Genomic DNA, 13347 nt, shown 5'->3' with positions numbered 1-13347 from the left:
AGAGATATCCTTCTTCGCAGAAGACGGGCTGAGGGTTGTTGGATCGCTGCAGAGCGCGGCGGAACTAGTAGTCGGTGAGCTTCTTCATGTAGCGCCGGCCCTCAAGCATTGGCCGGCCGCGCAGACCGGCCAGCTCGTAGGCAAAACGCCATAGTGTGTCAAAAAAGACCAAGGGAACGAGATAGGGTTTGATGTGTTCTGACATACCACTGAGGTCGAGTTCCGTTCCATCGAGCACCAGGATGTTTTCCCGGCTGCCGTGCTTGAAAAGGAAATCGCGAGCGCGTTCCGTAAGGTGCCTCGTCTCGTCCAAACCCAGCAAGACCACGAAGCAAGCGTCCCGGTTCACCACCTCAAATGGGCCGTGAAAGAACTCGTTGGCATGTATGGCTTGCGAGTCGTACCACTGCATCTCCATCAACACGCAGATGGCGTAGGAATACGCCGCACCGTAGCTTGCACCGCTGGCCAGTGTGTAGATCGTATTGCACGGCGCGAAACGGGGTGCGAAGGCCTTAAACCGGTCGGCATAGGTCCGGTGCGCACGTTCGATCGCCGGCTGAAGATGGCTCAGGCTCATCAGCAGATCGGCGGTCAGCCCGGCATCCTCCCGAGCATCGATTAGGCCGGCGAGCAACATGTAGAGCACGCCGTAGTTGCTGCGGGCTGCATCGATCGGTTTGCCCGTCGTGTAGGAGGCCTGGTAGGCGACTGCGTGGTCGACCGCCTGCGCGAGGGGCGATATCTGGTCGAGCGTCATGCCGATTGTCGTCGCGCCTTGATCCTTTGCATGATTGGCCGCTCGCACGGTCTCGTGGGTGGTGCCTGTCTGCGAGCAAAGGATAACGAGCGCGTCAGGTCCCAACCGCCGCGGATCTCGGCAGACGAACTCATCCGCGTTGTAGATGTCGCAGGCGAATGTGCCGCTGTGACGGTCGACGAAGTATTTGCCTGCCATCATGATCGAGAGCGAGCCGCCGCACGCCACGAGGAATAGATGCGAAAACTGCCTGCCCGCCGTAGCGGCCAGGGCGCGTTCAACGTCGGCGGGGAGGGCGAAAATCATGAGGTTCCTCTTCTCGTTGACAGAGCTTGGGCCGGCGCACAATTGACAATGGCGGGCCATTGTGCGAACGTTATCACACCCTTTAAACTGAAAGTCCTGCGATGGTCAAGATTGCCGCGATGGGCGACAACGTGGTCGATTGTTATCTCGCTCGCGGCGAGATGTATCCTGGCGGAAATTGCCTCAATGTCTCGGTCTATGTCAGCCGCTTCGGCGGGCAGTCGGCCTATGTTGGGGCGATCGGCAAAGACCGGGCAGGGGACTTGATTCACGCCGCACTCAAGTCCGAGCGCGTGGACGTCACCCGATTGCGGCGCCTTGAAGGGCCGACCGCCTACTGCCTCATAGGTCACCGCAACGCCGATCGGATTTTCCTGGACTTCGATCTCGGAGTTTCGGCGTTCACGCCGACGCAAGAAGATCTGGATTTTCTCTCGGGTTTTCAGGCCGTCCACATCGGCCAGTCCAGCGGTCTGGACCCCTGGGTTGCCGCTGTATCAAGTAAGTCACTGTTGTCTTATGATTTTTCCACCCGGCGGGAACCGGGACACCGACGCGAGATTGGGCCCTATTGCTATCTGGCTTGCGTCTCGGGTGACGGTCTCGACGACAAGGAATTGGCCGCAATCGCAGCCGAATTGCTTGCATTTGGTTCAAAGTGGGTTCTTGTAACTCGCGGTCGGGCCGGCGCGGTGCTTCACGGCGCCACCGTCTCTTACCGAACCCCGGCGCGGTTGGTCGAACCCGTCGACACCCTGGGCGCGGGCGACACCTTCATCGCGAGAACGCTATTCGGCCTGCTTAAGGAAGAGACGCCTCAGGACATTCTTGGCCAAGCCGCGGAGGCGGCGGCTGCTACCTGCCGGTACTACGGGGCCATCGGCTATGCGGCGGCAATCGATCTAGGAAAGATCACGCCGGAGGCCCTCCGCGGAGCTCGGCGCATTCAAGACGAGAGAACCGTCTAGCTGCGAAATTCATTGAGCAATTGACGCGAGAAATGGACAATGCTAGTTCAAGTGATAACGTTCTCATTCATCCAACCAACGCCATGAAAGAGCGTTTTGATGGATGAGTCGTCGAGTGGGACCGCAGGCCGACTTCGGCCAATCGTAAGAGGAGAAGACATGCAAACGAATTCGAGCAGGCGCCAATTTGTGAAATCCGGTCTGGCGCTGACGATCGCGCTGGTGACAGGACTTGGCACGTTGGCCGCATCAACGCAGGCAAAAGCGGCCGACAACCCCTACAACCTCATCGACCCGACGATGATCAGCGTCGGAACCATGGGCGATGCGAAACCCTATGTCTTCACCGACGCCAACGGCAACTTCACCGGCTTCGACGCTGAACTCTTCCGCGACGTGGCGCGCCGGCTCGGGTTCAAGGAGGAGCAGGTCGTTTTCACCGGCCAAGAATTCTCGGCGCTGCTGCCGTCTGTCGCCAACGGCCGCTTCGACGTCGCTGTCGCCGCCATTGGCACGACCGCGGAGCGCAAGAAGACCGTGGATTTTGGCGACGGCTATCTCGCTGGCTACCTGTCGATCATTTCGGCTGATCCGGCTCTGACGACCAATGAGAGCACCGCCGGAAAGCGCATCGGCGTGATCCAGGGAACGCTGCAGGAAATCTATGCTGAGAAGAACCTGAAGGGCGACATCGTCAAATTCCCCGACAACAACACTGCGGTGGCGGCGCTGAACAACGGGACGATCGATGGCCATTTCACCGACTATGAGTCGGCCAAGCAGTATGTGGAGCGCTACAACAACCTTAAGATAACAATGAATGTGCCGTCCTTCGACGCGCCTGCCGGATTCGTGGTCAAGAAGGGCAACGACGCTTTCCGAAAAGCGCTAAACAAGGCACTGCGCGAGGCCATGGACGATGGCACCTGGAAACGGCTTCACGAGAAATGGTTCCCGGGTACCCCGATGCCGGATCAATATCTGCCAAAGAAGTAAATTCGCGCGCATTCGCTATCGTTTCCGGCCGGGTCCGTGAGCAACGGTGCCCGGCCGAGTTATAGATGGACTTGATATGAGCTGGTTCGACAACTTCGCCCGCAGCTTTCTTGATTTCCAGGCGATGGCAGAAGTTCTGCCGAACATGGTGATGGTCGGCCTCAAGAACACCCTGATCCTGGCCCTTGCCTCGACGTTTTTCGGGACGCTGATCGGTATCGTACTCGCCGTGATGGGGATTTCCGAGAACCAGCCGCTGAAACTCCTTGCCCGGGTCTACACCGATATCTTCCGCGGGCTTCCTGCCATTGTCACAATCCTAATCATTGGCCAAGGCTTCGCGCGGTTGGGCCGAGATCTGTTCGGTCCATCGCCTTATCCGCTGGGCATTCTGGCGCTCAGCCTGATCGCCGGCGCCTATATCGGGGAGATTTTCCGCGCCGGCATTCAGAGCGTCGAGCGTGGTCAGATCGACGCCACGCGCACTCTCGGCATGACATATGGCCAAGGCATGCGCCTGGTGGTGATCCCGCAAGGCATCCGCCGCGTCCTGCCTGCACTGGTCAACCAGTTTATCGGCAACGTCAAAGACTCCAGCCTGGTCTATTTTCTTGGTCTGCTCGCCTCCGAACGCGAATTGTTCCGCGTCGGCCAGGACCAGGCCGTGCTGACCGGCAACTTGTCGCCGCTGTTGCTGGCCGGCGTGTTCTATCTCGTGATCACGGTGCCGCTGACCCATCTCGTCAATTACATCGACGCGCGCATGCGCGTCGGCAAACGCATCACCGCTGTGCAAAGTGGCCTCAAGGAAGTCGCCGAGCTTGCCGAAGCGGTCGTGCCGGGCACAGAGACGTTGCCTGCAGCAGCGCCCACACGCTTCAAGGGTGGCGGTATTGAGGTCAAGAATATCGACATGGCCTATGGTGTCGTCCAGGTCCTCCATGACGTCAGTCTGAAAGTGGAGCCGGGGACTGTCACCTGCCTCATCGGTCCGTCGGGCTCGGGCAAGTCGACCTTGCTGCGTTGCCTCAACCGCCTCGTAGAGTGTCGAGCCGGTGACATTCTGCTTGATGGCGAAAGCATCTACAAACAGACCCCTGACCAACTCCGGCGGCGCGTCGGCATGGTTTTCCAGCAGTTCAATCTGTTCCCCGACCGCAGCGCGCTCGCCAACATCACCTTGGCGCTTCGCAAAGTTAAACGCATGTCGCGCGAGGAGGCTGAGGGCGCGGCCTTGGCGAGGCTGAATGAAGTCGGACTGCTGGAGCGTAAGGACCATCGGCCAGCCAATCTCTCGGGCGGGCAACAGCAGCGGGTGGCCATCGCGCGCGCCCTGGCCCTCGAACCCGAGATTATGCTGTTCGACGAAGTCACCAGCGCGCTCGATCCGGAATTGGTCAAAGGCGTCCTGAACTTGATGGCCGATCTTGGTCGGGGCGGGATGACGATGGTGGTCGTTACACACGAGATGAACTTCGCTCGCAAGGTCGCGAACCAGGTCGTATTTATGGACGAGGGGCGGATTGTCGAGGCAGGCCGACCAGAGGACCTATTCGATAACCCGCAAAGCCCGCGTCTTCGGCGCTTTTTGTCCGAGGTGCTGTGATTGCAATGGTGTGCGCAACGGGGGCTGTTGCGGTGTTCGCCCTTGCGGACGGGCTTAACTGCCGCTAGGTCGCCGGCACAACGCGCGCATGGGCGCTAGGTTTGCCGAGTGACTCAAAGATCACCCAAAAACGCAACTATCATAGAGGTCGCTCGCCGGGCCGGGGTGAGTTCCGCCACGGCCGGGCGTGTTCTTGGTGACTACGGCTACAGCAGCCCCGAGGTTCAGGAGAAGGTGCGCGCCGCAGCAGTTGAGCTGGGCTACCGCCCCAATCGCCTTGCCAAAGGTCTGATCACCGGCAAAACGCAGACTATCGGCGTAGTGGTTGGCGACATCGAAAGCCCATTCTACGCCAGCGTGCTGCGCGGAATAGGGGATGTCGCGCGCCGTGGCGGCTTCGGGGTTATCGTTACGAACAGTGATGAAAATGCCGAACTCGAGCAAGAGGCGGTGCAACTGCTGCTGGAAAAGCAGGTCGACGGTTTAATTGTCTCATCGACCTTCGTGGACGAGCCGGATCACCTTCGTGAAGCAGTCGCGGCTCGCTGTCCCGTCGTGCAGTTCGACCGCATGGTAGCGGGCCTGGAAACCGATTCAGTCGTGGTCGACAACGTTTCTGTAACGCATAGCAGCATCGCGGCGATGATAGCGGCCGGACACAGCCGCATCGGAATATTGGCGGAACTCGGGCCGGGCCAACGCGACGATGTTGGCTCGTTTGTGGCAAACGTTGATCTCTCCAGCGCTGATCTTCGCTACCATCATCCAAGCTGGCAGAGGCTATTGGGTTATCTCGAAGCCCATCGCGCCGCGGGCATTACGCCGGATCCGCAATTGATCCGTCGCGTGGCGCTCTATTCTAGCGAGGCAGCCCGCAAGGAGGCGCTCGATCTGCTGACAATGCGCAATGCACCGTCCGCTCTGTTTACGGCCGATGGTGTGATGTCGACAGGGGTTCTGGAGGCCATTTCCGCATTGAAGCTTGCGATTCCAGGAGACGTTTCGCTGCTCTGCTTCGACGATCTCGACTGGATGCAGTTCGTGGCCCAGGGTATCACAGCCATCGCGCAGCCGGCACATTTGATTGGAGCGGCGGCAGCGGAGCTTCTCTTGAAGAGGCTGGCGGAGGCCACGTTACCTTTCGAGCACCGTGTCCTTGCGGCCCGCTTGGTGGAGCGCAATTCAATTGCGGTTTATCTCACCCGCGAGCCCGTCTGATCCGGCCGCAACGGTCTATAGCTGGGGCTGAATTGCAGCCCCTCTCTATATCGAGGTCGATGCCATACAGGGATATTGACCTGCCGTATGTTTCTTCGCTTGCCTACACGCCATCGGCCATCTGCGGCTTGGCTCGGCTGAATGACAGCCCACTGCGGAACGCTGGATTTCAAAGAGGAATGTGTTCGGCGTGGTTCGGCCGACTATGTCCAGGATCACGGTTTTGATCCGCTATTGCGTGCAACAGTCCTAGCATGCTGCCGGGCGCAGGCCCCTTCAGGAATTTGAGTAGTCCTGAAACGCTGGTTCGCGCCGCCTCATCCAATAGGAGTATGCTCGCCGATGGCCCAAAGGAGATCTCGTGCAACCAGGGCCATTTGCATGCTCCAAGATGCGTTCTGCTCGGGCGCCAACGACAAGGATGGGGCTACAAGATGCCGTACCCATTCAGGTTTTCCCTTCCCCGAGAATGTGTCGAAGAAAGGTGTTTCGGGACGCCTGGCTCAGCTTCTTAAAGGCATTCTAGTGGATCGAGAGCTATCCGCCGACTCCGCCCGTCGGAGAAAGGGATGATAGACTGTGCCGCGTTCGTCTTGGATGCGATGGGAATACGGCATGTACACAACCATCAATACCCTCGTGCGAACGATCAACGGCGGACGGCAGGTCTCGTGATACAGCGGATGGTTCGTCTACAGGACGAGAGGACGTTTTGGGGCCGATATCGACGACCATGATCTCCGGCGACACGCCGAACCGCACCGGCAGCCATGATACGCCCAAACCCCCGGATACGATCATGTGCCTCCCACCCTCGACGACATGCCCATAAGCGAAGCGCTGTCCGTAGGCTGAATTGATGATGGGGGGGCCAACGAATGGCAAGCGCACCTGTCCGCCATGTGTATGGCCGCATAACGTCAGGCTGACACGGTCAGGGACAGTAATGAAGATGTCCGGTTCATGCGCAAGGAGCAATATCGGATTGCCGTCGTTGGGTATTCCGGCCATTGTTCCAGGCAGATCGTCGACGCCCTTGTACACGCCGCGAGAAAACTGCATGGCCCACTGGTCGCCAAGACCCGCGAGCCAGAATGCTGGGCCATCCTGCTGACGGATAAGCGTGGCGGTGTTCTCGAGGACCGGAATGCCATTGTCGACGAGGGCTGCGCGGACACTATCGACACCGTGCCACCAGTCGTGGTTGCCGAGAATGGCGTGGCAGCCGAGTGGCGCCGAAAGTTTCGAAAGAGAATTCCCCCAAACAGTGTCGGGCACGATCCCGGTGGCATAGCGTGGCAGCACGCCCATCACGTAGTCGCCAAGGAGAAGGATGATGTCGGGCTGCAGGCTATTCGAAACACCAACGATCTCGTCGATCCTGGAAACCGGCATCCAAGGCTCGCAGGCATGGATGTCAGCGACCACGACGATGCGCAGGGGCTTGGCAGTGGTCGGCCAGCGCGGCGGAAGGAGCTTGTAGTGCGTGACACTCAGTCGAAACCGAGGCTCAATCGCGATGGCATAACTCGCCAGACCGAATGCCGCGAGCGACACGGCGCCAAAGAGCTTCAGGAATGAGCGCCGCGACGTCAGCACTTGTGTTTTCCAGCAGAACTAGGTTGGTACTAGAGATCGCTGCGTATTCAGCTGCGGCAGCCTGGACCACATCAACCGCGTGAGAGGCCTCGCTGGTCAATAGTTTCCCAAATTGGCGTCACCTGCAAGCATTGGTCTTTATTGCGCAGGGAAGGGAGCTCGGGCTAGGACCCGTCAACTGCTCCGAATTGCCACTGATCTCGGGCGGATGGTGCAGTTCCATTCCGGATGAATGCGTCGCCTTAGATGGCGAGCGCCTCCATCTCGACATCGTTCATTTGATCCCGTTTTTCGTCGGCCGCGGAATCGACCGCGCGCCCGCTTCGGGTCCGCTTGGTTGTCGTGACTGCGATCAGCTCGACCAGGGCCACGCGATTGAGGAGGCGCCGTCCGCGCCAGCTTTGCGTGATGCGGCAGAACAGGGGTGTTCGATGTTGCGCCACGTCGATGTGCCCGTCGGATGGTGATGCAATGTGGAGCGCAAGGCCTGTCTCGCGAGTGAGTTGTTGCAGTTCGACCTTCCACAACCGGCTATGGTCATCCAGCTTCGAGCCGACCGCTTCCCGCCTTTGACCTATCGCCTCGACAAGATTGCGGCGCTCTCGAGTTGAAGCCGGAGGGCGAACTTTCGTCGGCTGCAAACCGGCTTCTTACCGCTCTCGCAGTGTTTCCTGCTTGTATCGCATCATTGGCGAGAGAAAGTAGCTGATGATGCTGCGCATGCCAGTCTGGGATGTTCATTCGGACTCGAAGCTTGGTAACTCCAGTCTCCTCGGTTCGGTCCGAATGGACAACCTGCGCAAAGCTCACAACTAGAGCGGTTCCATCCCGATGGCATCGGGATGGAACCCCATCTCTTTTGCTTGAGCAGATCATCGCCGAAAACCGGGCTCCCGCCTTTGGTACGCTGACTTCGGTTCGGCACCATGGCTTTGAGGTGCTGTTCATCCAGTCCTTATTTGGCCATGGCAGCCCCGCGTAGTCCTTCAGGTCACATAGAACGAGGCTGCGCTGAGCGACAGATGTGGGGAAAGGCTGGCGAACTGTATTTGAGATGCGCCGCCGGCCCCGTCACTGTCGAAAGAGAGCGCCCCGGTTGCACTGTCGTAGATGATGTGATCGGAGCTGTCATGCGCGGCTGCACCAATAAAGAAAGCTTTGGATGGAAGCCCTCCCGGCTGAAGCCCGGCAAAAACGGTATCGCTGAGATGGAACGTATCCTGGGAGCGCTTGAAGTCGGTGATCTTGTCGACATTACCGGCTCCAAGAGCAGTATTGAACGAGAAGGCATCGTGGCCTCCGTAGCCGGTCAAGACGTCGGCGCCGAGGCCGCCGTTAATGACATTGTTGCCGGCATTGCCCTGGATGGTCTGGGCGAACTCGTTGCCGGCGAGGGTCATTGCTTTCGTGCCTGACGCGTTATTGGTAGCGAGGAGCTCGATCTCCGAGCCGGCGGAAAGCGCATAGCTCACCGAGGCGAGCACACTGTCGTTGCCGCCGCCCACCGCCTCAACCACCTTCTCGTTGGCATTATCGGCATAATAGGTGTCGTTGCCGCCATAGCCAATCATCGTGTGGCCGCTGGTTCCGTGTAATACATCGGCGTCGCTGGTGCCGTACAAGGTGCCATCGCTGGTGCTGCCGGAAGAAGGAACCGTCCCGGTGCCAGACACGGGCTCGGTCCCGGTCGAGCCAGTGATTGGGGGAGTGACGTTGGCACCCGTCACCGCGTCACCGCTGCCTGCCTTCTGGTAAAGCTGAATCTGATCGACTTGCATCTGCATCGACGAAGGAGTCGAACCATCCAGAGCCGTATGCCATCCGGTCACGTTCGAATTCGCGACCCCATTGTTCATGATCAATTCCATCGGTTCATCCGGGATCGGCGCCTGTGCGCTGGTCACTTGCGCCATCTGATGCCCGTCGAGATACCAGGTGATCGATTGACCGGGCACCCAGTTGATGCCGTACGTGTGGAAGCCGGCCGTGAGGTCGGTCCCCGTATCAATGCTGTTTCCTACCCACCCTGACGGCGAGTGGAGGTGCCAGGAGAACATCTGGTCCGCCGGCCCCGAACCGGTAAATCCGCCCTCCTGCATGTCGATCTCGAAATTGTCGCCGCTGCTGCCGGCGCCATGGCCGGGCAACAGCCAAAGGGCCGGCCATGCGCCATCGCCGCTTGGCGCCTTCATGCTGATCTGAAGGTAGCCGCCATTGAATTCGAAGTTGCCGTAGCTGCTGACCGCGCCGGACGTGACAGGGTATGTCTGTGTGGTCCCCTGATTTATGCCGCTGATGGGCTGCTTGATCGCCGTGAGATCCAAGGCCCCGTTGCTCACGGAGACTTGGCTCGGCACATCGTAGTCGGCATAATATTGCGAGCCTGCGTTGCTTCCTCCTGATCCATTGCTATTCCATGGCCAGCCATTGGCGGCATTGCTGGTGATGTAGGTATGCCAGTCGCTGTCGAGCGCCGTACCGGAGAAGTTTTCCTCGAAGACGAGATCGCTAGAGGCAAAGCCTGCGGGGGCGGAAAGAGTCATTCAGTGATCCTCTTTGGTGTTGAAAACAGGGAATTCCACTGCCGCGCATCGCCAAGGCGCGCGGCAGATCGCATGCTCGCAGTTGGGCACTGCGAACGGAGTTTCAAAGTAGCGGAGATTTGGAAGTCCTCGCCCGGACATTATTGTCGAGCAAGCTGAACGTTGAACTCGCCATCCGAAGACGAATTTTGTCGAGGGTGCTGCCGCGCACGCAAGCTGTTCGGCGGTTCCAGCCGCAGCCAAATTGAAGTCGAGCGCAGCTCTTCCGGCACCGCCGAGCTGTTTAGTAAAAACACGGTGTATCCTTGGTTAGTTGTGTTTTTTTGTTGTAATTACGCCTGCGCCCTAAGTAAAACGCAGGCATTTCCGCTCGTTGGACTTATCCCGCTTACCGTCTTATACTATCAGGAAGTGATTAATCCGAGGACGATGTATCGAGCTAACACGAGCTTACTGCCATTTGCGGCGAGAATGAGGCTCAGTGAGAACTTATTAACACATTCTAATGTAGGACGTGTGTCGAACGGCCGCACCGAAGCGCCCTTCCGGACGTCCTACCAAAACCGTGTCCGTCGGCTGAAATGTTGCGCCGGTTTGAGCGCATGTGTTCGCGGGGTCGTTCGCATGTGAGGTCGTCGACAAGGATGGCCGGGATGTCTTCCGAGTTGCGTGGCGGACGAGCCGTCGAACCTATGGCTGGCGCTGCCGGTCCGATGTTCGACCGTGCCGTTTGCGCGGCCGATGCAGTCTCTACACGTATTGCTGAGGGATCTCGCCAGCGCCACGGCGGCGATGTCCCACATGATCTGCCTTCAATGATCGAAGGTGAGAGCTGGCCCTGCTATCGAGTGCAGGCCCTACAGCGCCGACAGGCCGTTCAATCGAACGCCAGCGTGCCTGCATGTAACGCGCCGAACCTGCAACCGCATCCAGGGGAAGTGCGATCGCTTAAGCGGCTTGTTGAAGTGGCTGATACTTGACCCCTATGGCGCGGCGCGTTCTCGCCGCGTGGCGCCTGCCACGAGTCTGAACCGCGCAGCCAGTGGCCAAAGCTCCACCTGGGGCACAGTCGATTAGCGTGCTCTTTTGCTGCATGGTCGTCTATGCAGGTTGACCGTCGTTCAGAACGCAAAGCCGACAATGCGGCATCGCTTGTCCCTGATCGGCGAAAATTTCTGCCAGTCAGCCTCGCTGTGGAACGAGAGGAGTTGGATTCCCATGAGCTACCTCAGATGGGCCGCGTGCCTTACGGGACCTCCCCGGAAGCTTCGCCGCCGGCGGCTTGACGCCATCGAGAGTGTCGTTACATTTGTAATGGCTAGGTTTTGTTTTTATCCGGTTGCGCCCACTGAGATGCGCGGTTCGCATGTAGCGTGTAGCCCCGAGGCAACGGAGGAACCCTGAGCGACCTCAAGACCGGTGCGGCTCCCTAACATTCGTCCATTCCCGAAATGTGAAGTGCGATCGACAGGACGACTTAGGATCCCCTTCTGGACCTGGCCTTGTGGCCATGCAGCGACCTCGATCGCTGGTCGATTTCAAGCCAAAAGAAACTATTAGTAACACCGAAATATTTGAGGCAACTTAATCTGGCTCAACCACAAAAGATGGCAGAGATGATGTCAAGTAATGACCTCTATACCGGAATAGATTATGCCGCTGCTAATCCGACTTGGCATGACGAAGATGGCGGTGTTAAGGCCGAGAACATCGCCAAGATCGTGCGCGCCAACAACATCAGTTGCCAGAAAATCGTCGATACAGGTTGTGGGACGGGAGGCGTTCTGGATGCTCTTCTTCGGCATGATATCTTCCGTGATTCAACAGCCATCGGCTACGATATCGCTCCCTACGCTATAAATTTGGCCAAACACCGAGAAAAAAACAACCTCAAATTTCACTGCGGCGACTTCTTTCAGACCGGCGAGAATTGCGATCTTCTTTTGTGCATCGATGTTTTCGAGCACGTTGATGATTATATTGGCTTCCTTCGAAGACTAAGAGGACGATCAAGATACTATACTTTTCATATTCCACTTGACATGAATGTCGTAGGACTTCTACGTGGTCAGCATCTTAAGCAACGCAAGGAGGTTGGTCACCTGCATTACTTTGATCAGGCAACGGCGCTAGCGACTCTGCGCGACACAGATTTTAAAATTATTGACGCACAGTACACTAGGACCGCGGAAGATATTCTGCAGATCCATCCCGAATGGAGAACCACTACAGCCATCCTCGGTAATGCCGCCCGAGGCATTGTCCGGACTATGGCCGGAGAGGACCTGTCGGTGCGCTTACTCGGCGGCGCCTCGTTGATCGTCCTCACGAGCTGAGGTGGTGTTCGTGCGCGTCGAGCGCGAACCGACCTTTGTGTGCTGGAGGCTCACGAAGGTGAAAGTTGCAGTGCCCGGGAAGTGTCAAAATGCTGTCACCCGCAGGGCCGGGCAAATCTCCCATATTTTTAACGTCGATCTCCGTCCAGCGAGAAGCTTCGAAACCTGATTCCGAGCTGCTTGAGCTGCCCTACCCCGGGAACCTCTGCCGCCGGGTGCACGAGCCCCAGGATGGAGTCGGATCGGAAGGGTAGGGGGACGTGCAGGGCCTCTCCTGCCCGGAGCATGCAACTGACAAGCTGCGAGGGCACCGGGACGGCACGCAGTGTTCTGCCTTGTGACGCGGCGATCTCGTTCATGAGCCGTCGGAACGGCACCGGTTCGGGGTTGGCCAGCCCTACCGGTTCCGGCAGGGGCATGTCCGACTCGGCAATACGCACCATGGCGGCTGCCATGTCTGCCTCATGCACGGTGAACTGATGGGAGCGCGCCCCGATGAGAGGTGTAACCGGCAGTTTGGTGAGTTTGCGCAGCGCGCCGGCCATCCCGGCCCAACCGGGGCCGTAAACCAGTCCGAGGCGGGTGGAGACGCCTCCCAGACTGCTGGCTGTGCGCTCACACGCCAGCTTGGCCTGGCCGTACAACTGTCGGGTTCCCTTGTAAGCGGACATCGAGGAGATGAAAATGACCCGGCGAACCCCTGCGTCGGCGGCATTGCGGAGGAGGTGCTGCGAGCCGGACACATTGACACCCCATACATCGCCGGCACTGATGAGACTCAGGTCCCATGCACTATGTATGAGCACATCTAGGTCGCTGAATGCGGGCCCCGACGGCGGGCGCTTAATCTCATATGGGCGCCATTCGGCGACGCCGGCCATTGCGGCGGCAGATGCGGAGGTCGCCCGGTTCGGGCGGGCGAACGCGATGACCTCATGCCCTTGCTGGGCGAAGGTAGCACGCAGGATGGACCCGACATACCCAGTCGCTCCGGTGATGCCGACCCGCATTGATG

9 protein-coding genes and 1 pseudogene are annotated in these 13347 nt (G+C 58.8%); 5 read left to right on the top strand and 5 right to left on the bottom strand.

From position 1 onward, the window contains the following. Positions 1 to 64 precede the first annotated feature (64 nt). On the bottom strand, positions 65 to 1066 hold the full coding sequence (locus NKJ73_RS15005) for an SIS domain-containing protein (protein WP_352569959.1): 1002 nt from the start codon (positions 1064 to 1066) through the stop codon (positions 65 to 67). Positions 1067 to 1167: 101 nt separating this feature from the next. Here NKJ73_RS15005 and NKJ73_RS15000 point away from each other — a divergent pair, with 101 nt between their 5' ends. From NKJ73_RS15000 to NKJ73_RS14985, 4 genes are all read left to right on the top strand, one after another. Further along, positions 1168 to 2034, top strand: coding sequence for a PfkB family carbohydrate kinase (locus NKJ73_RS15000; protein ID WP_352569958.1), 867 nt, complete (start codon positions 1168 to 1170; stop codon positions 2032 to 2034). Positions 2035 to 2193: 159 nt separating this feature from the next. Continuing rightward, a complete protein-coding gene (locus tag NKJ73_RS14995) occupies positions 2194 to 3030 on the top strand; it encodes an ABC transporter substrate-binding protein (RefSeq protein ID WP_352569957.1) in 837 nt (278 codons plus the stop codon). Between the two features lie 76 nt (positions 3031 to 3106). Next, positions 3107 to 4636 carry an amino acid ABC transporter permease/ATP-binding protein gene (locus NKJ73_RS14990; protein WP_352569956.1) on the top strand — a complete coding sequence of 510 codons (1530 nt, stop codon included), beginning with the start codon at positions 3107 to 3109 and terminating at the stop codon, positions 4634 to 4636. Between the two features lie 108 nt (positions 4637 to 4744). Then, on the top strand, positions 4745 to 5854 hold the full coding sequence (locus tag NKJ73_RS14985; RefSeq protein WP_352569955.1) for a LacI family DNA-binding transcriptional regulator: 1110 nt from the start codon (positions 4745 to 4747) through the stop codon (positions 5852 to 5854). Positions 5855 to 6571: 717 nt separating this feature from the next. Here the strand turns inward: NKJ73_RS14985 and NKJ73_RS14980 are convergent. The 3 genes and pseudogenes from NKJ73_RS14980 to NKJ73_RS14970 form a co-directional block, all read right to left on the bottom strand. Further along, a pseudogene (locus tag NKJ73_RS14980) lies at positions 6572 to 7450 on the bottom strand (metallophosphoesterase); the annotation flags it as partial. A 245-nt stretch (positions 7451 to 7695) separates the two neighbouring features. Next, positions 7696 to 8094: an ISAzo13-like element transposase-related protein gene (locus NKJ73_RS14975; RefSeq protein ID WP_352569952.1), complete on the bottom strand. Its 399-nt coding sequence runs from the start codon at positions 8092 to 8094 to the stop codon at positions 7696 to 7698. Between the two features lie 345 nt (positions 8095 to 8439). Further along, positions 8440 to 9996, bottom strand: a complete 1557-nt coding sequence (locus NKJ73_RS14970) for a family 16 glycosylhydrolase (RefSeq protein WP_352569951.1) — start codon at positions 9994 to 9996, stop codon at positions 8440 to 8442. Positions 9997 to 11498: 1502 nt separating this feature from the next. Here NKJ73_RS14970 and NKJ73_RS14965 point away from each other — a divergent pair. After that, the gene (locus NKJ73_RS14965) at positions 11499 to 12332 is read left to right on the top strand and encodes a class I SAM-dependent methyltransferase (protein WP_352569950.1); all 834 of its coding nucleotides are present in this window, start codon (positions 11499 to 11501) and stop codon (positions 12330 to 12332) included. Between the two features lie 128 nt (positions 12333 to 12460). Here the strand turns inward: NKJ73_RS14965 and NKJ73_RS14960 are convergent, their stop codons facing one another. Beyond that, on the bottom strand, positions 12461 to 13342 hold the full coding sequence (locus tag NKJ73_RS14960) for an NAD-dependent epimerase/dehydratase family protein (RefSeq protein WP_352569949.1): 882 nt from the start codon (positions 13340 to 13342) through the stop codon (positions 12461 to 12463). Between the last annotated feature and the right edge of the window lie 5 nt (positions 13343 to 13347).

Origin of the sequence: Mesorhizobium sp. M0074 (assembly GCF_040322975.1) — a bacterium.
Classification (GTDB): Bacteria; Pseudomonadota; Alphaproteobacteria; order Rhizobiales; family Rhizobiaceae; genus Mesorhizobium.
This window is presented reverse-complemented; position numbering and strand designations above follow the sequence as displayed.

Bases quoted from the DNA above. Each gene is read 5' to 3' on its own strand.
- NKJ73_RS14970 (WP_352569951.1), bottom strand. From the start codon at position 9,996: ATGACTCTTTCCGCCCCCGCAGGCTTTGCCTCTAGCGATCTCGTCTTC.
- NKJ73_RS15005 (WP_352569959.1), bottom strand. From the start codon at position 1,066: ATGATTTTCGCCCTCCCCGCCGACGTTGAACGCGCCCTGGCCGCTACG.
- NKJ73_RS14960 (WP_352569949.1), bottom strand. From the start codon at position 13,342: ATGCGGGTCGGCATCACCGGAGCGACTGGGTATGTCGGGTCCATCCTG.
- NKJ73_RS14995 (WP_352569957.1), top strand. From the start codon at position 2,194: ATGCAAACGAATTCGAGCAGGCGCCAATTTGTGAAATCCGGTCTGGCG.
- NKJ73_RS14990 (WP_352569956.1), top strand. From the start codon at position 3,107: ATGAGCTGGTTCGACAACTTCGCCCGCAGCTTTCTTGATTTCCAGGCG.
- NKJ73_RS15000 (WP_352569958.1), top strand. From the start codon at position 1,168: ATGGTCAAGATTGCCGCGATGGGCGACAACGTGGTCGATTGTTATCTC.